25 protein-coding genes are annotated in these 25588 nt (G+C 53.8%); 18 read left to right on the plus strand and 7 right to left on the minus strand.

All coding sequences use genetic code 11. The annotated features are described in order from the left end of the window. Nucleotides 1-22: 22 nt before the first annotated feature. Nucleotides 23-1078, plus strand: coding sequence for a DUF3080 domain-containing protein (locus Q0824_RS00085; protein WP_298446747.1), 1056 nt, complete (start codon nt 23-25; stop codon nt 1076-1078). Nucleotides 1079-1119: 41 nt separating this feature from the next. On the opposite strand, the gene Q0824_RS00090 is transcribed toward Q0824_RS00085, so the two are convergent. Genes Q0824_RS00090 through arsC form a run of 4 tightly spaced genes read right to left on the minus strand, consistent with a single transcriptional unit; the run spans nt 1120 to nt 4381 of the window. Then, nucleotides 1120-2949, minus strand: a complete 1830-nt coding sequence (locus tag Q0824_RS00090) for a GspE/PulE family protein (RefSeq protein WP_298446749.1) — start codon at nt 2947-2949, stop codon at nt 1120-1122. A gap of 29 nt (nt 2950-2978) precedes the next feature. Next, nucleotides 2979-3338, minus strand: a complete 360-nt coding sequence (locus Q0824_RS00095; protein ID WP_298446751.1) for a DUF2069 domain-containing protein — start codon at nt 3336-3338, stop codon at nt 2979-2981. Nucleotides 3339-3391: 53 nt separating this feature from the next. Then, complete coding sequence (wrbA, locus tag Q0824_RS00100) at nt 3392-3997, minus strand: NAD(P)H:quinone oxidoreductase (protein ID WP_298446753.1); 606 nt, start codon at nt 3995-3997, stop codon at nt 3392-3394. 30 nt (nt 3998-4027) lie between these two features. Then, a complete protein-coding gene (gene arsC, locus Q0824_RS00105; RefSeq protein WP_298446754.1) occupies nt 4028-4381 on the minus strand; it encodes an arsenate reductase (glutaredoxin) in 354 nt (117 codons plus the stop codon). Between the two features lie 68 nt (nt 4382-4449). On the opposite strand from arsC, the gene Q0824_RS00110 reads away from it, so the two are divergent. From Q0824_RS00110 to Q0824_RS00190, 17 genes are all read left to right on the plus strand, one after another. After that, complete coding sequence (locus tag Q0824_RS00110; protein WP_298446756.1) at nt 4450-4917, plus strand: TlpA disulfide reductase family protein; 468 nt, start codon at nt 4450-4452, stop codon at nt 4915-4917. 81 nt (nt 4918-4998) lie between these two features. Then, the gene (gene dnaE, locus Q0824_RS00115; protein ID WP_298446758.1) at nt 4999-8481 is read left to right on the plus strand and encodes a DNA polymerase III subunit alpha; all 3483 of its coding nucleotides are present in this window, start codon (nt 4999-5001) and stop codon (nt 8479-8481) included. Nucleotides 8482-8639: 158 nt separating this feature from the next. Further along, nucleotides 8640-9593, plus strand: a complete 954-nt coding sequence (accA, locus tag Q0824_RS00120) for an acetyl-CoA carboxylase carboxyl transferase subunit alpha (RefSeq protein WP_298446760.1) — start codon at nt 8640-8642, stop codon at nt 9591-9593. After that, nucleotides 9577-10917, plus strand: coding sequence for a tRNA lysidine(34) synthetase TilS (gene tilS, locus Q0824_RS00125; protein ID WP_298446761.1), 1341 nt, complete (start codon nt 9577-9579; stop codon nt 10915-10917). The genes accA and tilS overlap by 17 nt, the downstream gene beginning before the upstream one ends. An 87-nt stretch (nt 10918-11004) precedes the next feature. Further along, complete coding sequence (locus Q0824_RS00130) at nt 11005-12633, plus strand: CTP synthase (RefSeq protein ID WP_298446762.1); 1629 nt, start codon at nt 11005-11007, stop codon at nt 12631-12633. Between the two features lie 2 nt (nt 12634-12635). After that, nucleotides 12636-13481, plus strand: a complete 846-nt coding sequence (kdsA, locus tag Q0824_RS00135) for a 3-deoxy-8-phosphooctulonate synthase (RefSeq protein ID WP_298446763.1) — start codon at nt 12636-12638, stop codon at nt 13479-13481. A 193-nt stretch (nt 13482-13674) separates the two neighbouring features. Further along, nucleotides 13675-14970, plus strand: coding sequence for a phosphopyruvate hydratase (gene eno / locus Q0824_RS00140; protein WP_298446764.1), 1296 nt, complete (start codon nt 13675-13677; stop codon nt 14968-14970). A 205-nt stretch (nt 14971-15175) separates the two neighbouring features. Further along, nucleotides 15176-15448, plus strand: a complete 273-nt coding sequence (locus Q0824_RS00145; RefSeq protein WP_298446765.1) for a septum formation initiator family protein — start codon at nt 15176-15178, stop codon at nt 15446-15448. Between the two features lie 159 nt (nt 15449-15607). Continuing rightward, nucleotides 15608-16309: a 2-C-methyl-D-erythritol 4-phosphate cytidylyltransferase gene (ispD, locus tag Q0824_RS00150; protein WP_298449458.1), complete on the plus strand. Its 702-nt coding sequence runs from the start codon at nt 15608-15610 to the stop codon at nt 16307-16309. A 26-nt stretch (nt 16310-16335) separates the two neighbouring features. Continuing rightward, nucleotides 16336-16815, plus strand: coding sequence for a 2-C-methyl-D-erythritol 2,4-cyclodiphosphate synthase (ispF, locus tag Q0824_RS00155; RefSeq protein ID WP_298446766.1), 480 nt, complete (start codon nt 16336-16338; stop codon nt 16813-16815). Next, nucleotides 16812-17909: a tRNA pseudouridine(13) synthase TruD gene (locus tag Q0824_RS00160; protein WP_298446767.1), complete on the plus strand. Its 1098-nt coding sequence runs from the start codon at nt 16812-16814 to the stop codon at nt 17907-17909. The genes ispF and Q0824_RS00160 overlap by 4 nt, the downstream gene beginning before the upstream one ends. 57 nt (nt 17910-17966) lie before the next feature. Beyond that, nucleotides 17967-18737: a 5'/3'-nucleotidase SurE gene (surE, locus tag Q0824_RS00165; RefSeq protein ID WP_298446768.1), complete on the plus strand. Its 771-nt coding sequence runs from the start codon at nt 17967-17969 to the stop codon at nt 18735-18737. Continuing rightward, complete coding sequence (locus tag Q0824_RS00170; protein WP_298446769.1) at nt 18734-19390, plus strand: protein-L-isoaspartate(D-aspartate) O-methyltransferase; 657 nt, start codon at nt 18734-18736, stop codon at nt 19388-19390. The genes surE and Q0824_RS00170 overlap by 4 nt, the downstream gene beginning before the upstream one ends. 38 nt (nt 19391-19428) lie before the next feature. Further along, nucleotides 19429-20349: a DUF368 domain-containing protein gene (locus Q0824_RS00175; protein WP_298449460.1), complete on the plus strand. Its 921-nt coding sequence runs from the start codon at nt 19429-19431 to the stop codon at nt 20347-20349. A 305-nt stretch (nt 20350-20654) separates the two neighbouring features. Continuing rightward, complete coding sequence (locus Q0824_RS00180) at nt 20655-21455, plus strand: peptidoglycan DD-metalloendopeptidase family protein (protein ID WP_298449462.1); 801 nt, start codon at nt 20655-20657, stop codon at nt 21453-21455. A gap of 156 nt (nt 21456-21611) precedes the next feature. Then, a complete protein-coding gene (rpoS, locus tag Q0824_RS00185; RefSeq protein WP_298446770.1) occupies nt 21612-22625 on the plus strand; it encodes an RNA polymerase sigma factor RpoS in 1014 nt (337 codons plus the stop codon). A 235-nt stretch (nt 22626-22860) separates the two neighbouring features. Then, complete coding sequence (locus tag Q0824_RS00190) at nt 22861-23433, plus strand: chalcone isomerase family protein (protein WP_298446771.1); 573 nt, start codon at nt 22861-22863, stop codon at nt 23431-23433. Nucleotides 23434-23501: 68 nt separating this feature from the next. On the opposite strand, the gene nth is transcribed toward Q0824_RS00190, so the two are convergent. Genes nth through rsxG form a run of 3 tightly spaced genes read right to left on the minus strand, consistent with a single transcriptional unit; the run spans nt 23502 to nt 25586 of the window. Continuing rightward, a complete protein-coding gene (gene nth / locus Q0824_RS00195) occupies nt 23502-24140 on the minus strand; it encodes an endonuclease III (RefSeq protein WP_298446772.1) in 639 nt (212 codons plus the stop codon). Between the two features lie 28 nt (nt 24141-24168). Next, on the minus strand, nt 24169-24882 hold the full coding sequence (locus tag Q0824_RS00200) for an electron transport complex subunit E (RefSeq protein WP_298446773.1): 714 nt from the start codon (nt 24880-24882) through the stop codon (nt 24169-24171). Nucleotides 24883-24884: 2 nt separating this feature from the next. Beyond that, nucleotides 24885-25586, minus strand: a complete 702-nt coding sequence (gene rsxG / locus Q0824_RS00205; protein WP_298446774.1) for an electron transport complex subunit RsxG — start codon at nt 25584-25586, stop codon at nt 24885-24887. Nucleotides 25587-25588: the final 2 nt, after the last annotated feature.

A 25588-nucleotide genomic window follows, 5' to 3' on the forward strand; every position in this document is an offset into this window, starting at 1 on the left:
AAGCGGGTGCCGGGAGGTAAATATGTGTGCAACCCAAATTGTCAGGTTGCTTGTCTCCAGTGCAATTATCTTGCTGCTTGCCGGGTGCAATCCATTCTCCAATGCCCGCCCCATGATGGACGAATACGTGGAGCGGGTTGGTCGGGTTCTGGACACAGAGCCAGAGCTTTCAGAGATTCCTTCAGCAAGCCCTATTCCCAGACGCCGTAACCGCGTACTGCTAATGCCCGAGCTGGAGCTGGGCATGCTGGATTTCCTGTCGCTGTACGGCTGCGAGCTGCAGTATGTGGTGGGGGAGAAAAACTCCGTGATGGGCAAGGTTATGCAGCCCCTGAATCGCTTGCGCTATGAGGTGCGCTTCATCCAAGCAGCTGCAGAATGCTTGAAAACGGTGGAGGATGAAGAACTTCAGGATGTTTTAAATCAGGCTATTGCCAGCAAGCGTGAGTCACTGCCAATAGCCATCTGGAACGCTACCTGGGGCTTGGAGGAAGTAGAAACCCTGTTCACGCTCGCCAAGGGCGAGTATCCGGTTGGGGCTGAATATCCTCTCTCGGACCTTGCCCGGGATGTCCGTCAGTTAAACAAAACCGTAGCAGCGCTTCTCGATCAGAACCTTGATGTAGATCTGGGCTTCTGGGGTAACGTGCATCAGCGCTGGCAAGCGGAATATAGGGCAGGGCAACTCATCAACAGCAGCAAGCTGGTCGCTACACGCCTCGACGATGCCACTCACCTGATCCAACAGCGCTTGGATAGCCGGCCACTCTGCTTCAACGGCAAGCCCAACAGCCAATCGGATATCGTTCAGGGCATGTTTTTCAGTATCTACATAGGAAAAGTTCAGCCCTATCTGGCCGACTTGCGACGGGCTCGTAGGGGGTTGATCGAACCTTTGTCCGAGCTGGCGGATATGCAGGCAGAGGTGATGCCAGCAGACTTTCGTGAGTGGCGTCGCTCAACGCTTGCCCTTGAAGGCCATGAAAGTGCCTGGGCCAATCTGGATCGCGCTGTGGAGAGCCATACCAAAGCCTGGCAGTTATTGCTTGAGCAGTGTGGGCTCAGACCTGGCGCATAGGGAGAAGGCCTCCCTCAATTGACTGTGAGATTACCTTTGCATCAGCGCTGGCTTGCCGGCGTTACCCTGAGTATTTCTTCAACCGTGGTCAGGCCGCTAGCCACTTTCTGGGCGCCGCTCAAGCGTAGCGACTTCATGCCTTCCCGGTAGGCGTCCAGCCGCAACTGTTCCAGCTCGCAGTGGTCTGTAATCTGGCTTGTCAGTGCACCGGAAAGTGTCATGATTTCATACACCCCTGCACGGCCAAGGTAGCCTGTGTTGCGGCACTCCAGGCAACCCACGGGTTTATGGAATTCCTTTGGTGGCGGAGCTTTCCACGGCTTGGTAAGGGTCTGCCATGCCTGAAGGTCAACAGGCGCCGTTGCTTTGCAGTAGGAGCAAAGTGTTCGAACCAGGCGTTGGGCCATAACGCCTAACACGGTTGCGCGAATCAGGTAGGGCGGGATGCCCAATTCCATCATTCGCGTCAGGGCACTCGGCGCATCGTTGGTATGCAAGGTAGAAAGTACCAAGTGCCCGGTCAGTGCTGCTTGCACTGCCATTTCTGCGGTTTCCAGATCGCGGATTTCACCAATCATGATAATGTCCGGGTCTTGTCTGAGCAGGGCCCGAACACCCGATGCAAACGTCAGGTCAATGTTGGTTTGAACCTGCATTTGGTTGAACGCCGGCTCAACCATCTCGATGGGGTCTTCAATGGTACAGACGTTCAGTTCGGCAGAGGCGATCTGTTTCAGGGTTGAATACAGGGTCGTGGTCTTACCTGAGCCTGTGGGACCTGTAACCAGTACGATCCCGTGGGGTTTCGATGTAACTTCCTGCCAGCGTTCCCGGTCCTCGCGATTGAACCCCAGCTGTTCGTAAGATTTCAGCAGCACATCCGGGTCAAATATCCGCATTACCATTTTTTCCCCGAACGCCGTTGGCATGGTGGCCAGGCGCAGCTCGACTTCGCTGTTGTCGGGTTTTCGGGTTTTCAGGCGGCCATCCTGAGGGCGGCGCTTTTCCGCGACGTTTAATCGCCCCAAAATCTTCAATCGGCTGGTGATGGCCATGCCCACATGTTCAGGAAACTCGTAAACACTGTGCAGCACGCCATCAATGCGAAAGCGGATGTGAGTCAGGGTGCGGCGAGGCTCTATGTGGATGTCTGATGCGCGCTGATCAAATGCGTACTGCAAGAGCCAGTCCACGATGCGCACAACGTGCTGGTCGTTGGCATCGGCACTGTCGCTGGCACCTAAATCCAGCAGCTGTTCGAGGTTTTGTTGGCCCGCCTTGTTAGCGGGGGCTTGGCCACCACTGGCCTTGTTGACGGAGTTGGCCAGTTGGTAGAACTCGACGGAGTATCGGCGGATGTCTTCAGGATTCGCCACCACCCGGCGGATATCCTTGCGTACTGCCTGACGAAGGTTGGCTTCCCAGTCAACCTTGAAGGGCTCGGCGCTGGCTACCAGTATTTCATCCTGCCCGATCTCAACCGCAAGTATGTCGTGGCGCTGGGCAAAGGCATAAGACATGACCCGGGCAATGGCCGGCGTGTCTATTTTCAGAGGGTCGATATGGTAATAAGGTTGGCCGGCCCAATCTGCCAGCCACTTTGTGAGTCGCTCAAGATCCAGAACCTTGCCACTTTTTTCACTGGTGAGCCCTGCAATGGCCACAAGCTCCAGCGGATGGCGCTTCGCTGTGTGGTTGCTGGCGGCACCAAGATTGGCGGAAAGCACCCGTTCAGCGCTCTCCTGGCCGATTTCGCCATCGGTGACCAATGCCGTACAGACATCCCGCAACGTCAGAGTGCTGCGCGGGGGCGCGGGCGGCTTCAATGGAGATGCCAGCGATGCTTGCTCTGTTTTAGTGGAGTTAGGCATAGGGTGTCACTTTCCGGTATTGGAGCATGTCAGCCTGCAAGCGGCCGGTTCACCTTCAGGTGAACCATTGCCATGATGAATAACAGGAGCGTGAGTATCATAAGAACGACCGGGCCAAGTGCGCCCTGACTTAACCACGATGTAACGACCGCTTGGGTGAAATAGAAAATTACCACAAAGGCCAGCCAGATATAGCCACGATTGTTGCCACGGAACACGGGAACGATCAGCGCCAGCAGAGGAATCAGCTTGACGGATAACATCAGGGCAATGGAGACCCCTTCGATGGGCGCTGGATAAAAGGTTGTAATCAGAAGTGTGGCCAGCACCGCCAGATAGAGAAACTGGGTTGCTTTTGCAGTGTTCCGGGCTTTGGGGTTGTGGAGCATTATCAGATTCCAGAAAAGTATAAAAAGCGTTACGCGGCATGGCCGTGTTCGTATCAATCAGCCAGTTTGAGCGCCAATTTTGCCAGGCGTTCACCGAAGAGCTGACAAAGCGCCTTCTCATGGTTGCTCAGGGGTTGCTGCTCACCGGTGCCGGCCCAGTGCGAGGGGCCGTAAGGTGTACCCCCGGTTGTGGTCTTACTCAGGTTTTCGTCTGTGTAGGGTAAACCGCACAACACCATGCCGTGATGAAGCAGCGGGATCATCATGGTCAGGATTGTGGCTTCCTGACCACCGTGCAGGCTGCCGGTTGACGTAAATGCCCCAGCTGGCTTGCCAACAAGCGCGCCGTTCAGCCACAGATCGCCGGTTGTATCCAGAAAGTGTTTGAGCGGTGCTGCCATGTTGCCAAAGCGGGTAGGGCTGCCAATGGCCAAGCCGGCACAGTTGGCGAGATCGGACTTACTGGCATAGGGAGCGCCGGCATCAGGAACCGCTGGTAACGATGCCTCGGTGTCGGGTGAGACTACAGGAACAGAGCGCAGCTTTGCCTCAATACCGCGCACCCTGGCGACCCCGCGGCCTATTTGGCTTGCCAACTCTGCGGTCTGCCCTGTGCGGCTGTAGTAGAGAATCAGGATGTACGGCAGTTGCTCGGGCACTTTGGTTTCCTTAAAACGGTGTTCGTGTAATTAAAGAATTTTGAGTACGTTCTCAGGTGGTCGGCCAACGGCGGCTTTACCATTGGCAAACACAATAGGCCGCTCAATCAGTTTCGGGTTTGCTACCATAGCAGCAATCAGCTGTTCGCGGCTCAGATCCGGGTTGTCCAGGCCAAGTTCCTTGAATTCACGTTCGCCGGTACGCATGAGCTCGCGGGGTTGGCGGTCGAGCGCGTCAAGGATATCGGAAAGCTCCCGCTCTGTTGGTGGCGTTTCCAGGTAGCGTATAATCTCCGGCGCAATACCTCGGTCTGTTAGCAGTTCAAGTGTCTGGCGAGATTTTGAACAGCGCGGGTTGTGGAAAATCCGAATGGGTTCTGTCATGTTCGTGCCTGTTTGTTGAAGTGGAGCCGCAATAGTTTGTGGCGAGCAGTCTAACAGGAGGTTTTCCCTTGCAGAACCCTGTCATTCCCCGGTTACCGCGGAGAGCAGTCGTTACAGTTGCCCTGTTTCTAATAGCTTTACTGGCAGGCTGCCAAAAAATTGAGCTGGAAAGGGCAGAAGGCACAAAACTGGCCTGGAGCGACCTGCGGGGTCAGTGGGTTTTGGTGAACTACTGGGCCGAGTGGTGCAAGCCCTGTCTGGAAGAAATACCGGAGTTTAACGAACTGGACAATGCCCCTGACATTACTGTGCTCGGGGTTAATTTTGACGACGTGAAGGGTGAGCAACTGGTTGCTCTCGGCCAGCGTATGGGTATTGAGTACACCATGCTTGCAAACGATCCAGGCCCTGAATTTGACTGGCAGCGCCCGGTTGCCTTGCCAGCAACCTTTGTTGTGACCCCCGACGGAGATCTTCTGGAGGCCCGTTTTGGTCCCCAGACAGAAGAAGATATACGTGCATTGATTGGCGACTGATTGCTATAGGCATTTTAAAGAGGCATTTTCAGGCGCCGTTAATCGACACTCTAAATAAATAAGCAGGAACCAGCTGACGCTATGTCGCAGACTTTTGTACACCTTCGCGTGCACTCAGAACATTCCATGGTGGACGGCCTCGTTCGCGTTAAGCCTCTGGTCAAACGAGTGGTGGAATTGGGCATGCCGGCCGTAGGCCTGACCGAGCAGTCGAACATGTGCTCTCTGGTCCGGTTTTACAAGGCAACGACCGGTGCAGGCGTTAAGCCTGTTATAGGTGCGGATCTCTGGCTGGAGAACCCGGATGAGCCGGAGAGCCCGTTCCGCCTGACGCTGCTGGCCCGGAATAACAAAGGCTACCTCCACCTTACGGAAATCATTTCCCTTGGGTATACCGAGGGGCAGAAGTACGGCAAACCGATTATCCAGCGCAAATGGCTGGAGCCAAGAACGGAAGGCCTTATTGCCATGTCTGGCGCCAAAATGGGCGATGTGTGCAAGGCTTTGCTGGCGGATAAACCCGGGCTTGCAAAAGCCAGGGCAGAGTACTGGATGAAACTCTATCCCGGATCTTATTATCTGGAGCTGCAAAGAACGGGTCGTCCCGGTGACGAAGATTGCCTGCACATGAGTGTTGAGTTGGCCCAACAATTGGGGCTGCCGGTTGTTGCTACCAACGACGTGCATTTTCTTGAGGCTGAGGATTTTGAGGCCCACGAGGCTCGAGTCTGCATCGGTGAAAGCCGGGCATTGGATGATCCGCGCCGTGATCGCCGTTTTAGCGATCAGCAATACCTGCGCAGTGCTGAGGAAATGATTGAGCTGTTCAGTGATATCCCCGAAGCCATTGCGAACACCGTGGAGATAGCTCGGCGCTGTTCGGTCACCGTGCGTATGGGCGAGTACTTCCTGCCCAATTACCCGGTGCCGGAAGGCATGACCATGGACGAGTACTTCCGCAAGGTATCTGAGGACGGTCTTGAAGATCGTTTGGCAAAAACCCTTTCTAAAGACGACCCGGAATACGACAGCAAGCGTGACGCCTATTTTAAACGGCTGAAATTCGAGCTGGATATCATCATCCAGATGGGATTCCCCGGTTACTTTCTGATCGTTATGGACTTCATCAAATGGGCCAAGAATAACGGCGTGCCCGTTGGGCCTGGCCGTGGTTCCGGTGCTGGCTCGCTGGTTGCTTATGCCCAGTTGATTACGGATCTGGATCCGCTTGAGTACGACTTGCTGTTCGAGCGATTCCTTAACCCCGAACGGGTATCCATGCCTGACTTCGACGTCGACTTCTGTATGGAAGGGCGGGATAGGGTTATTGCCTATGTGGCTGAAAAGTATGGCCGGGAAGCGGTATCCCAGATTATTACCTTCGGTACCATGGCGGCGAAGGCAGTAGTAAGGGACGTTGCCCGGGTTCAGGGTAAGTCCTACGGCTTGGCAGATAAACTGTCCAAATTGATCCCTTTTGAAGTGGGGATGACTCTGGACAAAGCGATAGAGCAGGAGCCTGCGCTCAAGGAATTTCTGGAGCAGGATGAAGAAGCCCAGGAAATTTGGGAAATGGCCCTGAAGCTAGAGGGTGTGTGCAGAAACGCAGGTAAGCACGCTGGTGGCGTGGTAATCGCGCCTACCAAAATTACCGACTTCTCACCGCTGTATTGCGATGATGATGGTGGCAGCCTGGTGACCCAGTTCGATAAAAACGATGTGGAGGATGCCGGGCTGGTGAAGTTCGACTTCCTTGGTCTGCGAACGCTGACCATCATCGACTGGGCCCTGAAAATGATTAACCCGCGGCGGGAAGGTCGAGGCCTTCCTCCATTGGACATCAGTGAAATTCCACTGGATGACCCGGCTTCGTTCGTCATGCTGAAGAAGGCGGAAACCACCGCCGTGTTCCAGCTGGAATCCCGCGGCATGAAGGACCTGATTCGCCGTCTGCAGCCCGACTCCCTGGAAGATATGATCGCACTGGTGGCGCTGTTCCGCCCAGGGCCACTGCAGTCAGGCATGGTTGACGACTTTATCGACCGTAAGCACGGCAAACAGCCGATGTCCTTCCCGCACCCGGACTACCAATATGAAGGCCTGAAACCGGTTCTGGAACCCACCTACGGGGTTATCCTTTACCAGGAGCAAGTAATGCAGATTGCTCAGGTGATGGGTGGGTATAGCCTGGGTAACGCGGACATGTTGCGCCGTGCCATGGGTAAGAAAAAGCCCGAGGAAATGGCCAAGCAGAAGCAGTTCTTCCTCGATGGTTGCGAAGGCAATGGCATTAACAAAACACTCGCGGAAAACATCTTTGATCTCGTTGAAAAGTTTGCTGGCTACGGCTTTAACAAATCCCACTCCGCCGCCTATGCGCTGGTGTCTTATCAAACGTTATGGCTGAAGGCCCATTATACGGCCGAGTTTATGGCTGCTGTTCTGACCGCAGATATGCAGAACACAGACAAGGTCGTCACGCTGGTTGAAGAGTGCCGCAATCTTAAGCTGGATTTGGTACTGCCAGATGTCAGTCGTTCGGAATACACCTTCACCGTTAACGACGAAGGACAGGTTGTATATGGCCTTGGCGCGATCAAGGGGTTGGGTGAAGGCCCCATCCAGGCCATTGTGGAAGGGCGTGCAAGTGGCGAGCCGTATCAGGATATTTTCGATTTTTGCCGCAAGGTTGATCTGAAAAAAATAAATAAACGAGCAATGGAAGCGCTGATTCGCTCAGGGGCCATGGACAAACTTGGTGCCAGCAGGGCCCAGTTGATGGCCAGCATTCCTAAAGCGGTTCAGCAGGCTGATCAACAGTCGCGCAACGAATCCGTAGGCATGATGGATATGTTTGGCGATATGCTGGAAGCCGAGGATGGCGGCGATCCTTATGTCGATGTGGCTGACGTGCGTGAGTGGCCGGAGAAACAGCGGCTGAAAGGTGAGAAAGACACTCTGGGCCTCTATCTTACTGGGCACCCGTTCGATGAATATGAGCGCGAAGTTCGCCGTTTTGTGCGTTCTTCCATCTCGGACCTGAAACCCAACAAATCTCCTCAGCGGGTTGCCGGGCTGGTGATAGCACAGCGCACCATGAAAACGCGCACAGGCTCCACCATGTGCTTTATCACGCTGGATGACCGCAGTGCGCGCATTGAAGCCACCCTGTTTTCTGAAGCCTTCTTCGAGAATCGGGAGTTGCTGCAATCGGATCAGGTGATTGTGGTTGAGGGACAGGTGAGCCACGATGATTATTCTGGCCAGATGAAAATGCGCGTCAGCTCGGTAATGGATGTGCCCAGCGCCCGGAAGCAGTTCAGCAAAGGATTAAAATTGAACCTTCACGCCGACCAGCTTCAAAATGGCTTTCTGGATAAGATTGATAGCACACTAAGGCCGTTTCGTTGCGAGGGTAGCCCGGTGTGGATTGAGTACAGCAGCCCCGAAGCCAGCACCCGAATTGAGCTGGGCGAAACGTGGCGTGTGCGGCCAGATGATAGCTTGTTGCTGGAACTGAAGTATCTGGTGGGCGACCAGTGCGTGGAACTGGTCTATGATTGAGTGAGAAAGACAAAGAGCGGCGCGGAAAGTTAAATATCTGTCAGATTGCGGACTCATACCAATGTCCGCTTTAGCCATGACCCGGGCACTGCTATCTTTGTACCAAATTCTGAATAGGCGGCGCGCTGTCCCGCCTGGTAATAAAATGATGGAACATCATGAACCCTAATTATCTGGATTTCGAACAGCCGATTGCCGACCTTGAAGCGAAGATTGAAGAGCTTCGCATGGTGGGCAACGACACCGACATCAATATTTCTGACGAGATTACACGGCTGAAAAAGAAGAGCGTCAGTCTGACGGAGAGCATATTCTCCGATTTGCACCCGTGGGATGTTGCTCGTCTTGCCAGGCACCCACGCCGGCCCTACACCCTGGATTACATCGAGATGATCTTTGATGATTTCGATGAGCTCCATGGCGACCGCCGTTATGCAGATGATCAAGCCATTGTGGGCGGCACTGCACGGTTGAACGATAAGCCCGTGATGGTTATTGGTCACCAGAAGGGGCGGGAAGTGCGGGACAAGGTAAAACGCAACTTCGGAATGCCGCGCCCGGAAGGCTATCGCAAGGCCTTGCGCTTAATGGAAATGGCAGAGCGCTTCAGAATGCCAATTCTGACATTTATCGATACTCCAGGAGCCTATCCCGGTATTGGCGCTGAAGAGCGCGGTCAGAGTGAAGCCATCGCGTTTAACCTGGCGGTGATGTCTCGCCTAAAAACACCCATCATTTCCACTGTTATCGGCGAAGGTGGGTCGGGTGGTGCGTTGGCCATTGGCGTATGCGACCAGTTGAATATGCTGCAGTACTCGACGTATGCGGTGATCTCGCCGGAAGGCTGTGCGTCTATTTTGTGGAAGAGTGCGGAATTTGCCTCTCTCGCAGCAGAGGCCATGGGTGTTACTGCAGATCGCCTGAAAGATCTTGGGCTTGCGGACAATGTAATCACTGAGCCTTTGGGTGGTGCTCATCGCAACCCGGAGAAAATGGCTGAAGGGCTGCGCGAGACCCTCGCGAACGGTATGGCAGAGCTAAGCCGTCTGCCTTTGGATGAACTAGTCTCCCGGCGGTACGAGCGGTTGACCCGCTATGACACCGGGCGTTAAGCCCGCAATGGGGTACGCCTTTCCGGAGGCGTTGCTTGCGCCGGTTAAAGCCATTTCTGGCTACCGGCGTCTTTGGGTTGCCCTCAGTGGCGGCCTGGATTCCACCCTTCTTTTGCATCTTGCCGCACTCTGCCATTCCGGAGTGCGAGCGTTGCATATCAACCATCAGCTTCAGGCCAATGCTGGCGATACGGAAGTCTTTTGCCGGGAATTCTGCGCCGAGTTGGATATTCCTCTTACTGTTCAGCCAGTGTCGGTCAAGCTCGGTGCCGGCCCTGGAGAGGGCCTCGAAGAGGCGGCACGTAAGGCCCGCTACAGTGTTTTCGAAACACTTCTTGAGCCTGATGATGTGTTGCTGATGGCCCATCATGGTGATGATCAGGCTGAAACAGTACTGTTTCGAATGTTCCGTGGCAGCGGTGTCGCCGGTCTTGCAGGTATGCCTGAAACCCGCCCCTTAGGTCAGGGCCGCCTTGCCAGGCCGTTGCTGGGAGTCGATCGGGCGGAACTCGAGCTTCACGCTCGTCAGGCCGGACTTTCCTGGGTTGATGATCCCAGCAATACAGATCAGAAATTCGATCGAAACTTCCTCCGTATCAGCATTCTTCCGGCATTAAAAAAGCGCTGGCCCGGGCTGAATCAGCGACTGCGGCACAGTGCGGGCGCTTGCTCAGAAAGCGATTTTTTGAACCAGCGGCTGGCGGAGTTGCAGTGGCGGTCATTGGGAGGGCATAAACGTCGCCTCCCGGTGGCGGGGTTGGGTGCGCTTTCTCTGGTGGAACAGAAGAATCTTCTGCGTTGGTGGGTCCTGCGAGCCGGATATGATGTCCCTTCAATAAGTGATTGGTCACAGGTGTTGGGCGATCTATTGCAAGCTGCGGAGGATCGATCTCCGGAATTGCGGGGTGACAATTACAGCCTTCGACGTTTTCAGGGCGAGCTGTATTTGGTTCCTGAGTCCGCTGACTTGCCAAAGGAACCTGTAACGCTTCAATTTGGCGAGCCGGTGCAGTGGGGCGAATGGACGATCCGTCTGATTCCATCGTTTACAGCGAAAGCCGCTACGCCGCCAATACGAATATGTACGAGGCAGGGTGGAGAACGCATACGTTTTCACGCTGGAGGTCAGTCAAAATCACTGAAAAAGTGGCTGCAGGAACAGGCGGTTCCACCTTGGGAAAGGCTGCGTCTACCCTTGGTTTTCAGGGGTGTGGAGCCGGAAAAAGAACTCATCGCCATTGGCGATTTATGGTGTTCTGAACAATACTGCGGGAAGGCGCCGGCTGCAGGCTTGCAGCTGATTGTAGAGCGGGATTGTGATTGAGTCGTTGAGGGCTTTCTGGTAGTCTGGCGTCCCATCTTGAGATGACAATCTCCCTCCTTCACAGAACCTGATAATCATGGAATCTGCATGACGCGTTATATTTTCGTCACCGGCGGTGTTGTGTCCTCACTGGGGAAAGGTATCGCATCGGCCTCATTGGCTGCGATCCTTGAGGCACGCGGCCTGAAGGTCACTATCCTCAAGCTGGACCCATACATAAACGTTGACCCAGGCACCATGAGCCCGTTCCAGCACGGTGAAGTCTATGTCACCGAAGACGGCGCTGAAACCGACCTCGATCTTGGCCATTATGAGCGTTTTATTCGCACGCCCATGAGCCGCCGTAATAATTTCACGGCTGGCCGGGTGTATGAAGAGGTTATACGCAAAGAACGCCGCGGTGATTATCTTGGTGGTACTGTTCAGGTTATTCCCCACATTACCGACGAGATCAAGCGTCGCGTGGTCGAAGGCGCAGCCGGTGCGGATGTAGCTCTGGTTGAAGTGGGCGGTACCGTTGGTGATATTGAATCCCTGCCGTTTCTCGAAGCCTGCCGTCAGCTGAAGGTTGAAGTGGGTTCTGCCCGTGCGCTGTTTATGCACCTGACGCTGGTGCCTTACATTGCGACTGCCGGCGAAATCAAAACCAAACCGACTCAGCATTCCGTGAAGGAAATGCGCTCTATCGGTTTGCAGCCAGACATTCTGCTGTGCCGTTCAGAACATGAAGTGGACGCCAGCTCCCGTCGGAAGATCGCGCTGTTCACCAACGTGGAAGAGCGCGCTGTTATTCCGATGCGTGATGCAAAGTCCATTTACGCTATTCCCCGCATGCTGCACGAACATGGCCTGGACCAGTTGGTTATTGACCACTTCAGGCTTGATGCACGCGAAGCGGACCTTGGTGATTGGGACGGTGTTGTCGAAGCACTGATGAACCCTGAGCAGGAAGTGACGATTGCCATGGTTGGCAAATACATGGAACTGCTCGAGGCCTACAAATCACTGATCGAATCCCTGCTGCATGCTGGCATCAAGACCCGTACCAAAGTAAAGATCAATTACATTGATTCAGAAGACATCGAACGCGACGGCACTGCTGTGCTTGAGAGTGCTGATGCCATTCTGGTTCCCGGTGGTTTTGGTGAGCGTGGTGTGGAGGGCAAAATCCGCACGGTTCAGTATGCCCGAGAGAACAAGGTTCCCTATTTGGGTATTTGCTTGGGTATGCAGGTGGCTGTTATCGAATACGCTCGTAACAAAGCCGGTCTGGTTGATGCCCACAGCACCGAATTCCGTGCGCACACGCCAGAGCCAGTTGTGGGCCTTATCACCGAGTGGCTGGATGCGACCGGTGAGCGCGAAGAACGCACAGACGACTCCGATCTTGGCGGCACCATGCGACTGGGTGCGCAGGATTGTGTGCTGACTGAGGGCTCGAACATTGCCAACTGCTACGGCAGAAGAACTATCCGCGAACGTCATCGCCACAGGTATGAGGTAAACAACCACTTCCTGCCACAGCTGGAAGCCGCAGGTTTGGTTGTTTCCGGTCGCTCCACTGACGGTAAGTTGGTAGAAGTGGTGGAAGTGGCGGACCATCCCTGGTTTGTTGCCTGTCAGTTCCACCCGGAATTCACTTCGACACCCCGCGATGGCCACCCGTTGTTCAAGGGGTTCGTTGAAGCAGCGCTGGCGAACCGCAAGGAATCCTGATCATGGCTCAGAGCACCGTTACTGTTGCTGATATCGACATCGCCAACGACAAGCCGTTCGTGCTGTTTGGCGGTATGAACGTTCTGGAGTCCCGCGACCTGGCGTTTGAGGTTGCTGAAAAATACGTTGAGGTGTGCAGCAAGTTGGGCATTCCTTACGTATTTAAAGCGTCTTTTGATAAGGCCAACCGTTCTTCGGTTAACTCCTTCCGGGGGCCGGGTCTTGAGAAAGGCTTGCAGATTCTGGCCGATATCAAAAGCAAGTACGGTGTTCCGATTATTTCTGATGTTCACGAGCCAGAGCAGGCAGCGCCTGCCGCTGAAGTGTGTGACATCATCCAGTTACCTGCTTTCCTGAGTCGCCAGACTGATCTGGTGGTCGCCATGGCGAAAACCGGCGCGGCGATCAACATCAAGAAGGCCCAGTTTCTTGCTCCGCAGGAGATGAAGCACATCATCATCAAGTGCGCAGAAGCCGGAAACGACCGGGTTATCTTGTGCGAGCGGGGCAGCAGCTTCGGGTACAACAACCTTGTGGTCGATATGCTTGGTTTTGGCATCATGAAGGCCATGAATGTGCCGGTAATGTTTGATGTCACTCACTCGCTACAAATGCCGGGTGGGCGTTCCGATTCGGCCGGTGGTCGCCGTGCTCAGGTTACAGACCTGGCGTTGGCTGGCATGACCCAGGGTTTGGCTGGGCTGTTTCTTGAGGCTCACCCGAACCCGGATGAAGCCAAGTGCGATGGTCCTTGTGCGCTGCGTCTGAGCCAACTTGAGCCGTTTCTGCAGCGAGTTAAGGCTGTTGACGACCTTGTGAAGAGTTTTAAACCTATCGACACCGCCTGAATGGCGGTGTTCGTGTTTTAGCCTTGGTGGCACGAGCAAGCTGGTAGGGCCTTACGAAACACGCTGTGAATACGTCCATGTACGCTTGGCTACGCCATCCATGGCTTCGCACAGTTCCGTAAGGCCCTACCAGCTTGCTCTTGATCAGACTTCTGTTAATGACCTTTGAATTGAAAATCTGGAGACTCCTAGAATGACCAAGATTGCCAACATTAAAGCCCGTGAGGTTATGGACTCCCGTGGTAACCCTACTGTCGAAGCAGATGTGATTCTGGAAGACGGTACACTTGGCCGCGCTTGTGCACCCTCTGGCGCTTCCACCGGTTCTCGCGAAGCGCTGGAGCTGCGCGATGGCGATGCATCCCGTTATCTGGGTAAGGGCGTGCTGAAGGCAGTTGAGGCCATTAACAGCAAGATCCGTGCTGCGCTGCAGGGCAAAGATGCCGCTGACCAGCGTGGTCTGGATAACATCATGCTGGAATTGGATGGCACGGAAAACAAAGCCAACCTGGGCGCAAACGCTATTCTGGCAGTCTCTCTGGCTGCTGCTAAAGCCGCTGCGGCGTCTTTGGGTAAGCCGCTTTATGAGCACATTGCTGACATCAACGGCACCTCCGGCAAGTTCAGCATGCCGGTGCCGATGATGAACATTCTGAATGGCGGTGAGCACGCGGATAACAACGTAGATATTCAGGAGTTTATGGTTCAGCCGGTTACTGCCAAGAGCTTTTCTGAAGCTCTGCGCATTGGCGCCGAGATTTTTCATAGTTTGAAAAAGGTTTTGCAGGCTCAAGGTCTTAATACAGCGGTAGGCGACGAGGGCGGTTTTGCGCCGAACCTGCCGTCGAATGAAGCAGCTCTGGCGGTGATTCAGGAGGCTGTTGAAAAGGCAGGCTACAAGCTGGGCACGGACATTACCCTGGCTCTGGACTGTGCCGCTTCTGAGTTTTACAAGAATGGCCAGTACGTATTGGCTGGTGAAGGCAAGAGCTTCGATTCTGAAGGTTTTGCGGATTACCTGGCTGGTCTGGCTGAGCGCTATCCAATTGTGTCCATCGAAGATGGCATGGACGAGAGTGACTGGGACGGCTGGAAGGTGCTGACCGAGAAAATCGGTGACAAGGTACAGCTGGTGGGTGATGATCTTTTTGTCACCAATACCAAGATTCTCAAGCGCGGTATTGATACGGGTGTGGGTAACTCTATCCTGATCAAGTTCAACCAGATTGGTAGCTTGAGTGAAACTCTGGATGCTATCAAAATGGCTCAGGATGCCGGCTTTACGGCGGTTATTTCTCACCGTTCTGGTGAAACTGAAGATACTACTATTGCGGATCTGGCGGTTGCGACCCGTGCTGGCCAGATCAAAACGGGCTCGCTTTGCCGTTCTGACCGCGTAGCCAAGTACAATCAGCTGCTTCGCATTGAAGAGGCGTTGGAAGGTAAAGCACCTTATCTGGGTCTCAGTGAGATCAAAGGGCAAGGCTGAATTTAGCAGCTGTTTTTTTACCTGTGACCCTCAAGGTCGCAGGTAACAAAATGTTAAGGCCGTCGTGGATTGAATGAAAATTCAGTCACGATGGCCTTTTTGCCCAATCAGTTAGAAGAACTTGTTGCGAATTTGCTCTAAGGTCTATACTTATCATCCGGTGTTTGATTTTTGATCGCTTAACTCCTGAACGGAATTGGTATTAATGAAGTTGCTTTGGGCCCTCATGGTTGTTCTCATTCTCCTGCTGCAGGTGCGTCTGTGGATTGGTGAGGGTAGTTTTGCGCAGGTATGGGCGTTAGAGCACTCTATTGCCGAGCAGCGTGAGGAGAATGCTGAGCTATCTACCCGCAATGAGCGTCTTTACGCGGAGGTGCGCAACCTTCGTAATGAGCAGGGCGCTGTTGAAGAGCGGGCCCGGATGAATCTTGGGCTGATTCGCGATGATGAGACCTTTTTTCTTGTTGTTGAGCAGTAATTTTTTTGGTCCGAAGCATTGGAGTACTGAGCGGCAGGGGCGTCCTTTTCAGGACACGCTATGAACACTTCCCTGTGCGCTTGACGGTGGCCATCCTTGGCCACCGACATTCCTGAAAAGGACGCCCCTGCCACTCTTTCAGCTATGTGCGAAACCCTCATGAGTGACTCTAAACTCTGGTTGATTGTTCCCGCCGCAGGCATTGGTCAGCGCATGCAGGCTGAATGCCCAAAGCAATACCTCCGTATTAATAATCGCTTTATACTCGATATCACTTTGTCACGCATGTTGAGTTCCGGGGTTTTTGCCGGCTGCATGGTTCCGTTGAATTCAACGGATAGTTGGTGGCCAGAGTCTGACGCCAGTAATGATGACCGTATTCAAACCTGTAGCGGCGGCGCGGAGCGGGCGGATTCTGTGCTCTCGGCGCTGCACGCTCTCAAAGAACAGGTGGCTGCGGATGACTGGATGCTGGTTCACGATGCGGCTCGTCCTTGTGTTCATCCGGCCGATCTTGCGAATCTTGTTTCAACACTGGCGGATCATCCAGTAGGTGGCCTGCTCGCGGCTCCGGTTGCGGATACGCTTAAAAAGGCGGAGTCGGGCGATTTGCCTGAGGTAGTCGAGACCGCGGATCGCAGCCGGCTTTGGCGTGCGTTAACACCCCAGATGTTCCGTTATTCCATGCTGGTTGCGGCATTGGAGAGGGCGCTGAAGGAGAAGCAGCCGGTTACGGATGAGTCCTCGGCTATGGAGTTTTCCGGTAATATGCCGGTTCTTGTGGAGGGTCGGCCGGACAATATCAAGATTACCGTGCCTGCTGATCTGGATCTTGCTGGCTTTATTCTTGGCCGGCTCTGAATGTCTGAATTTCCCCGGAGTTGATTATGCGAATTGGTCAGGGCTTTGATGTTCATGCCTTCGGCGAGGGCGATGCCGTTATTATTGGCGGTGTTTCCATTCCTTACAGCCAGGGTTTGAAAGCCCACTCTGATGGGGATGTGTTGCTGCATGCTTTGGCAGATGCCTTGTTAGGTGCAGTTGCACTGGGTGATATTGGGCATTTGTTTCCGGACACCAGTGCCGAGTGGGCGGGCGCGGATAGCCGTGATCTTTTGCGTAAGGTTATGGTTCGTGTCGCAGAAGAGGGATTTAGTGTGCTTAACGTAGATACCACCATTATTGCGCAGGCACCTAGAATGGCACCGCACATTGAGGCAATGCGTCTGAATATTGCGGATGATCTGGGTATCCCGGCGAGCCGTGTGAGTGTCAAGGCAACCACCAGCGAGAAGTTGGGCTTTACCGGTCGAGGCGAGGGTATTGCTTGTCAGGCAGTGTGTCTGCTTGAGCCGGTGACGGTGTGAGTGATACCGGGATTAATGAAAAAAAATGGCGGTTGGACTGGCCAGTATCCGGTGGTGCACGGGTAGCCAGTGCGCAGTTGAAAACCACACCGGAAGATTTCCGGGTAACTGAGATTTTGGATGAGTTCCCTGACCAGGCAGAGCCATCTAATCACGTAAGCGTTACCGGCGAAGGTGAGCATTTGTGTTTGCGTATCGAAAAAACGGGTGACAATACGGAGTTTGTGGCGGGAGAGTTAGCTACTCTTGCGGGTTGTCGGTCTTATGACGTGGGGTTTTGCGGGCTCAAAGATCGCCATGCTGTGACCAGTCAATGGTTCAGTCTTTATCGTCCCGGTATGATGGGAGACGACACAGCTTTGATAGCGCAGATTTCAGAGCGCTGGCTGGTGCTGTCGGCTCATCGCAGTGTGCGCAAACTGCGCCGTGGTGATCATCAAGGCAACCGTTTTGTAATTACGCTCAGGCAGGTTAATGCTGATCGCGAGCGGGTTGAAGGTGCCCTTGAACGCCTGAAAGGGCAGGGCGCACCAAACTACTTTGGGCCCCAGCGGTTTGGCTTTGCCGGCGGTAATCTGGATCGAGCGGTTCATATTGACCCTGCAGCATTGAACCGCGGTGGCGGGAAAGGTAAACGCAGAGGCCGGGGGCGCAGCGCGGGCAAGTCAGGCGGTGGCAGAGATGATCGGAAAAACGTATTGTACTTTTCGGCCGCCCGGTCCTGGTTGTTTAATGAAGTGCTTGCAGACCGGGTAGCAGAGGGTAGCTGGACAATGCCGATACCGGGCGAACCTTCGGAGTATCCAACCGGCCCATTGTGGGGCGATGGCGGAACAAGCGCCAGTGGTGAGGCAGAGCAGCGTGAACGGGAAACAGTGGCCCAAACACCCGAGTTGGCATCGCTGTTTCTGGCGACGCGAATGAAGCCCGAGCGTCGCCCGCTGGTTGCCATGGCAAAGGATTTAATCTGGAGCTGGCTTGAAGATGGTAGCTTGCAGCTTGATTTCGTTTTGGATCCGGGCCAGTACGCCACTACGGTTTTGGGTGATATTTTTGAGCTTGAGGACATGAGCCTCAGCCAACATAACAAATAACACAGCTAACTGGTTTCGGTTGGCTAGTGTTTAGCTAGCAAATATCTGGAGTGTACTTTGCGTATTCTGTTGTCTAACGATGATGGTGTTCATTCACCAGGGCTTATCGCCCTGTATGAAGGACTCAAAGGCTTGGGTGATCTTGAGGTGGTTGCACCGGACAGGGATCACAGCGGCGCGAGTAACGCGTTGACGCTCAATCGCCCCCTTACGGTCGAGCGGCATCCCAATGGTTTCCGTTCTATCGATGGCACGCCCACAGATTGTGTGCATCTGGCAGTTAACGGATTATTTGATGAGCCTTTCGACCGGGTGGTTTCGGGTATCAACACCCACGCCAACCTGGGTGACGATATTATCTACTCAGGTACCGTAGCTGCAGCCACCGAAGGCCGTCATCTTGGTTTGCCAGCTATTGCGGTATCTCTGGTCAGTGAGGGGCGCAATCATTACGACACGGCTGCCAGGGTTGTACGCATGCTCCTTGAAAGCCAGCGCCCGTTTGTTTTAGGGCCGCGCTCTATTCTGAATGTGAACGTGCCAGACTTGCCGTGGGAAGAGCTCGCGGGGTTCCGCGTAACCCGCCTGGGTGATCGGGAGCGAGCGGAAGGTGCTGTACCTATGACCTGCCCGAGGGGAAAGGAGCGTTACTGGATTGGTGCTGCAGGCAAAGGCGGTGATGCCGGCCCGGGAACCGACTTCCATGCGGTTGCGCAAGGTTACGTTTCTCTTACGCCGGTACACATTGATATGACTCGCCATGAAGCCCTCGTATCGCTCAGAACCTGGGTGGATTCCCTTCAGACATCCATGGGGGATGATGTGTGAGTGGTGAGATTCAAGGTATAGGGATGACCTCCCGGCGCACACGCATGCGCCTGGTTCAACGCCTCAAGGAATCCGGCATCAGCTCTGATCGCGTGCTGGATATTATGGGGCAGGTTCCCCGTCATATCTTTCTCGATGAGGCATTGTCCCATCGGGCTTATGAGGACACGGCCCTGCCTATCGGCTATGGGCAGACGCTGTCCCAGCCCTACATCGTTGCTCGAATGACCGAACTGCTTCTCGGGCACGAACCTGCCAGAGTGTTGGAATTGGGTACCGGGTCAGGCTATCAAACGGCGGTTTTGTCCCAGCTGTTTGATCAGATTTACAGCGTTGAACGGATCAAGCCACTTCAGGATCGTGCCCGTGATCGGTTACGGCAACTCAATATCCGGAACGTCATGCTCAAGCATGCAGACGGAGGTATGGGATGGCCGGATAGGGGGCCATTTGACGGCATTATTGTTACCGCCGCTCCCGTGGAGATCCCCTCAGAGCTTTTGGATCAGCTTGCTGACGGGGGAGTATTGATAGCACCTGTCGGTGAAGAGCACCAGGTATTGGTTGAGGTGATACGCAAGGGTGATCAGTTTGAGCGGCGAGAATTAGAACCGGTTCGCTTCGTACCCCTGTTGGGTGGGGTTGTCCGTTGAACGGTCAGCAACATCCCGCCTCGGTGTTTCTCAAAGGCATGGCGATGGGAGCGGCAGATATTGTTCCCGGTGTTTCCGGGGGGACAGTGGCCTTCATCACCGGTATATATTTTCGGCTTCTTGAGGCGATTAATGCAGTTCCGGGAGCTGTGTTCAAGGATCTGCTCCGGGGCAATGTGAGGTCCTTCTGGCAGGCATGTGATGGCACTTTTCTCAGCACGCTGCTGCTGGGTATTCTTGTCAGCATTGTGACTCTGGCCTCTGGCATAAGCTATATGCTGGCCGAGTATCCAATTCTTGTCTGGAGCTTTTTCTTCGGGCTAATTCTGGCGTCTGTCTGGCACGTTGGGCGTCAGGCAAGGCGTTATCGGTCAGCGTTGCTTGGCCCCCTTATTTCGGGCATTGCGATTGCCTGGTGGATCACAACCTTGTCTGCAGGGCAGGTTAACCCTTCGGCGCTGACATTTTTCGCCGCTGGCGCTGTCGCAATATGCGCGATGATTCTGCCCGGAATTTCCGGGAGTTTCATTCTGGTCATTATCGGTATGTACGCACCGGTTCTTTTAGCGATTAAATCCCTCGATATCACCGTGCTGTTCTTGTTTATGGCTGGCTGTCTGGTGGGGCTTCTGTCTGTTGCAAGGCTTATCACATGGGCTTTTCACAAGTACCACGACCATGTTCTGGCCCTGCTGACTGGCTTCATGATAGGCGCATTGAATAAAGTTTGGCCGTGGAAAGAAACTCTTAGCTGGAGAGCCAACAGTTCCGGCGAGCAAGTGCCCCTGACTGAAGTCAGTGTCAGCCCTTGGCAATTTTTTGAGCTGACAGGGGCTGACCCGCAGATTGCCACCGCGCTGGCGGCCGCTGCAGCAGGCGTAGTGCTCGTCTTACTGATTGAATGGCTGGGTGGGCGAGGGCCGAAAAGTGAACAAGCGTTAGGCGATAGCATTGGTTAAGTCGTGTTACCTTTTCAGGCATGCTCTTGTTTCCACCCGTAACAAAGAGCGGAGCGGGTAACGGAGATAGTCAGCAAGTAACTTGGAATTGATTTTAAAATGTGTAATAAATTAGCGAGTTACTTTTGAAACTTCAGGATCTTCTTTGATCAGAATCAGAGTCTATAAAGATTAGGTCTAACCGAGCTGGTGCTATTCCTGTGAGATTATTTCGTGGGTCAGCTAAAGCCGCGCAGTCGGCTTCCCCGCGGTTCCTCGTTGGTGCCCAGTTTACCTTGTGGGTTTCTCAAAACAGTCGAGCCTGCCTGTTTCTGTTGGGGTTCCTCGTACTCTCGGGTGCCTTGTCTGGTTGTAATACCCAGGCCCTTCACCAAGACGATATCTACAACCCTCCGGTGTACTGGGGGCGCCATGTTGTGCGCCCGGGCGAGACTTTGTACGGCATTGCCTGGACTTATGGGCGCGATTACCGAGAGCTGGGCAGTGCCAATGGAATCAGTCCACCCTGGACTATCCGTGCAGGGCAGGTGCTTCGCCTGGATCTTCGCGGCACCGCTCAACCAGACAGTAATTCACGGGTCGCAACGAAGCCAACCAGATCAACGGGCACCACGTCGGCTGGAGCGACCCGGGCTACCCCCCCTGTACCAACGCCTGCAAATACCCGGAAACCTGCGGTTACTCGCAAGCCTGATACATCTGCACCAATAGCATCGCGAACCCAAACTGTGGCCGGTGTTTCATGGCGTTGGCCACACTCTGGCACCGTAATTGCAGGCTATTCAGCATCCGGAAAAGTCAACAAAGGCGTTGATATTGCGGGGAAAGCCGGGGATGCTGTTAGATCTGCCGCAGATGGAAGTGTGGTCTATGCCGGCAATGGTTTGCTTGGATACGGCAATTTGATTATTGTGAATCATAACGAGCGCTATCTGAGCGCTTATGCTCATAATCGGAAGATTCTGGTCAGCGAAGGAGAGGGGGTGAAAGCCGGGCAAGTCATAGCAGAACTGGGTAGTAGTGGTGTAGATAGGCCGAAGTTACATTTTGAAATTCGAAAAAATGGAAACCCGGTTGATCCAGCACATTATCTGCCACCTCGCTAGTGACAAGCACGGTTCGACAAAACAAGAAGAAAAGGTGGTCAAAGCGCCAAACTGGCCATTGAAGAAGTCCTGAATAAAAAGCGAAGTATCCAATGTCCGCAATAAAAAGAAGTATCGGGCGAAAAAACAGGATTGTTGAAAGGCGGGGTAATAGATATGTCAGCAGAACAAGAAGATATCATTATTGATCGCATAACAGATGTTGATGGCTCTACAGACGTTGAAGATTCTGAGGAGCAACTTCTCGCAGAAGAAGAAAATGATAAGACAGCCCCAGAGGTTACTGAGGTTGAAGGTAAGTTCTCCACCAAAGGTAGCTACTACAGTAGTGCCTCCAAACAGCTGGATCCTACACAGCTTTATCTCAACGAAATTGGTTTTTCGCCGCTCCTGACTCCGGAAGAGGAGGTCTACTTTGCACGTCTTGCGCGTAAAGGAGAGGAGTCTGGCCGCAAGCGAATGATTGAGAGTAACCTTCGACTGGTTGTGAAAATAGCACGGCGCTATGTGAATCGTGGCCTGACCCTGCTAGACCTGATTGAGGAGGGTAATCTCGGCCTGATTCGTGCGGTTGAGAAGTTTGACCCGGAGCGAGGCTTCCGCTTCTCTACCTATGCAACATGGTGGATCCGCCAGACGATTGAGCGGGCCATTATGAACCAGACCCGCACCATCCGGTTGCCTATCCACGTAGTTAAAGAACTCAACTTGTACTTGCGGGCAGCGCGAGAGCTGACGCAAAAGCTTGATCACGAGCCGACAGCCGAAGAAATTGCCCAGTTGGTCGGCAAGCCAGTCAACGATGTAAAACGAATGCTAGGCTTGAATGAACGTGTTGCATCCATGGACACGCCCATTGGCCCCGGCGGCGAGAAATCCCTGCTTGATACTGTCGCAGATGAAGGCGCATCTGACCCTGCCGATGTGTTGCAGGAAAACAACATGAGCGCCTGCATTGGGAAGTGGATAGATCAGCTAAGTGAAAAGCAGCAGGAGGTTCTGTCCCGCCGTTTCGGTCTTCGGGGTTACCCGGTTAGCACACTGGAAGAGGTTGGCCAGGAAATTGGCCTGACTCGCGAACGTGTTCGCCAGATCCAGGTAGAAGCGTTGCGGCGCCTGCGTGAAATCCTGGAAAAAGAAGGGCTCACAGGGAGCCTGCTATTTAAATAGCTTTTCTGACGCAGCACTCTAAACGCCGGCCATGCATCATGGCCGGCGTTTCGTGTTTTACTGGCGCTGAAAAAATATATCTGCATAAACAACTTGTAAAAAAGTAACCCTGCAAATGAGAACCAGGTGGCGCTTAACCCGAGCCGGTCGTTGGTAGAATAGCTACGCCGGGGGCTAAGGATTTGTACTTGGTGACGAATGAAATCTCATAATAATGACTGAAAAGGAAAGGACTATGAAAAAAACGTTTTTGACGGGCTTGGCATCTCTTATGTTGGCGGCCACACTCGCAACGCCTGCTGCGGCAGTAACGGTTGGCGGTGTTGACGTTCCAGATACTTATACTGCAGGCAGCACTGAGCTTCAGTTGAACGGTGCAGGTACCCGGTCCAAGTTTTTCATGGATCTGTATGTTGGCAGTCTTTATGTGCCCCAAGCGCAAAAGGATGGTACTGCCGTTGTTGAAGCGGATGAGCCCCAGGCTATCACGCTGCATATTACTTCGGGCATGATCACCAGCGACCGCATGACTGAAGCAACCATGGAAGGTTTTGAGGCTTCAACAGATGGTGATATGTCATCGGTTAAGGCTGATATTGACCAGTTCATGTCTGTGTTCAAAGAAGAGATCAAAGAAGGTGACGTGTTTGATCTTGTTTATGTGCCGGGGGAAGGTGTGAAGGTCCTGAAAAACGGCGAGCAAAAAGATACTGTGGGGGACCTGGCGTTCAAAAAAGCGCTGTTCGGAATCTGGCTATCGGATGCTCCTGCGCAGAAGAGTCTGAAGAAAGAAATGCTCGGCAAGTAATAAGAGCTACCCCAGCATCCCACTAAAAAGCCGGCAATTGCCGGCTTTTTAGTGCACAAAACGAATGTTTACTGGTAATCGTTTTTGTCCTTGAACTCGCAAAGATCTTCGATAATGCAGGCACCACACCTGGGCTTTCGGGCTACGCAGGTGTAGCGCCCATGCAGGATAAGCCAGTGGTGCGCGTCCAGCAGAAAATCTTTGGGTACCAGCCGCATCAGACGCTTTTCAACCTCTAACACGTTTTTCCCCGGAGCGATGCCCGTGCGGTTGGATACCCTGAAGATATGGGTGTCTACCGCCATGGCGGGCTGTCCGAATGCTGTGTTGAGAACCACGTTTGCGGTTTTGCGGCCAACCCCGGGGAGGGCTTCAAGATCCTCTCGGTTATCAGGGACTACGCTGTCGTGCTTTTCAATCAGCATGCGGCACGTCTTGATAACGTTTTCAGCTTTGGTGTTGAAGAGCCCGATGGTCTTGATGTATTCCTTTAATCCATCCACGCCAAGCGCAAGTATGGCTTCGGGCGTGTTGGCGACAGGGTAGAGTTTGTCGGTGGCCTTGTTGACGCCGACATCCGTTGCCTGGGCAGACAGAATAACGGCAATCAGCAGCTCAAAGGGGTTGTTATAGTTTAGCTCGGTTTCTGGTTTGGGGTTGGCATCCCGAAATCGAGAGAAAATTTCAATACGTTTTTCTTTATTCATGATGTTTCGTTACGGCTCCGATGATAAATCATGAGACGTTTCCGGTGACGCGCACGCGCTTGCTACCGGGAGTTGTTGTTGGCTGGAGTGCCTTCTGACGCTCCTTGAGATGCCGATCAATGCCGTTTTTCATGGCTATTAACAGGCCGAGACCGACGAATGCGCCGGGCGGCAGTACCATGAATAGCATATCGGGGTAGTTTGCGAATGGCTCGATAACCCAGTCTGAAGCCATGGGGCCGAGTAGTAGATGCATGTCAGCAAATAGGGTGCCTTGGCCGATGAGTTCGCGCATGCCGCCGAGGATGATGAGCACGACAAGAAAACCCGCACCCATCATCGCGCCGTCAAGCAGTGCAGGACCTGGGGCATTGCGAGAGGCAAAAGCATCGGCCCGGCCAAGAATGGCGCAGTTGGTGACTATGAGGGGGATAAAGATACCCAGAATCTGGTACAGCTCGTAGGTGTATGCCTGCATCAGTAATTCAGCGCAGGTTACGAACGAGGCAATAATCATCACGAACGCGGGTAGCCGTACAGATTCACTGACGAAGTTCCGGATCAGCGACACCGCGAGGTTCGAACCCATTAGCACCATCAGGGTTGCCAGACCAAGACCAATTGCGTTAACGACGGTGCTGGTAACCGCAAGAAGTGGGCACAGCCCCAGTACCTGAACCAGGGCAGGGTTGTTGTCCCAAAGCCCGTCACGAATGATCTCACTGGAGGTTTTAGTTGCCATGATCAAAATTGCTCCACGTTCAGGGATTCATCCGTCAGATCTCCGGGTGTTACCACCGGGCCTTGTCCTGCTGGGGTGCTGTTCAGTTGAGCCTGGATTGCCTGCTGGTTCTGCCGGAAATAGATCAAGGATTTCTGCACGGCTTTCACCACGGCTCTTGGCGTGATGGTGGCTCCGGTAAACTGGTCAAAAACGCCGCCGTTCTTTTTCACATTCCATTGCTTTGGTGTGGGGTTCCCGAGAGAGCGCCCCTCGAAATCTTTAACCCAGTCGGATTTCCGGGTTTCTATCCGGTCACCCAAGCCTGGGGTTTCCTTGTGTGCGATAACACGAACACCCAGAACCTTTCCCTGCAGATCAATGCCGACCAGCAGTTTGATCGTGCCCGAATAGCCGTCTGGCGCAACCGCCGGCATGATCATGCCGACTGGCTCTCCGTCCTGGCGGGCGACCCATACTGTAACCGGGCCTCCGGTTGCCGAACGATCACTGGCAGGCAGTACCAGCGTATCCTTGAGCAGATCGTTGTTGTGATCACTCTCAGGAATAATCGCGAACAGTGCTTTGGCTTCTGCCTTGGCGGCTTGTTCCTTGATGCGCTCGCTGGTCAATGCTTGCGTAAACGCAATGGTGCCGCCAGTAATGACAGCAAATATACCAAGGCCAATGGCGCTGCGCCGAATCGATTGAATCATGGTGGCCATGA

It is taken from the genome of uncultured Marinobacter sp. (assembly GCF_947488835.1).
Taxonomy (GTDB): domain Bacteria; phylum Pseudomonadota; class Gammaproteobacteria; order Pseudomonadales; family Oleiphilaceae; genus Marinobacter.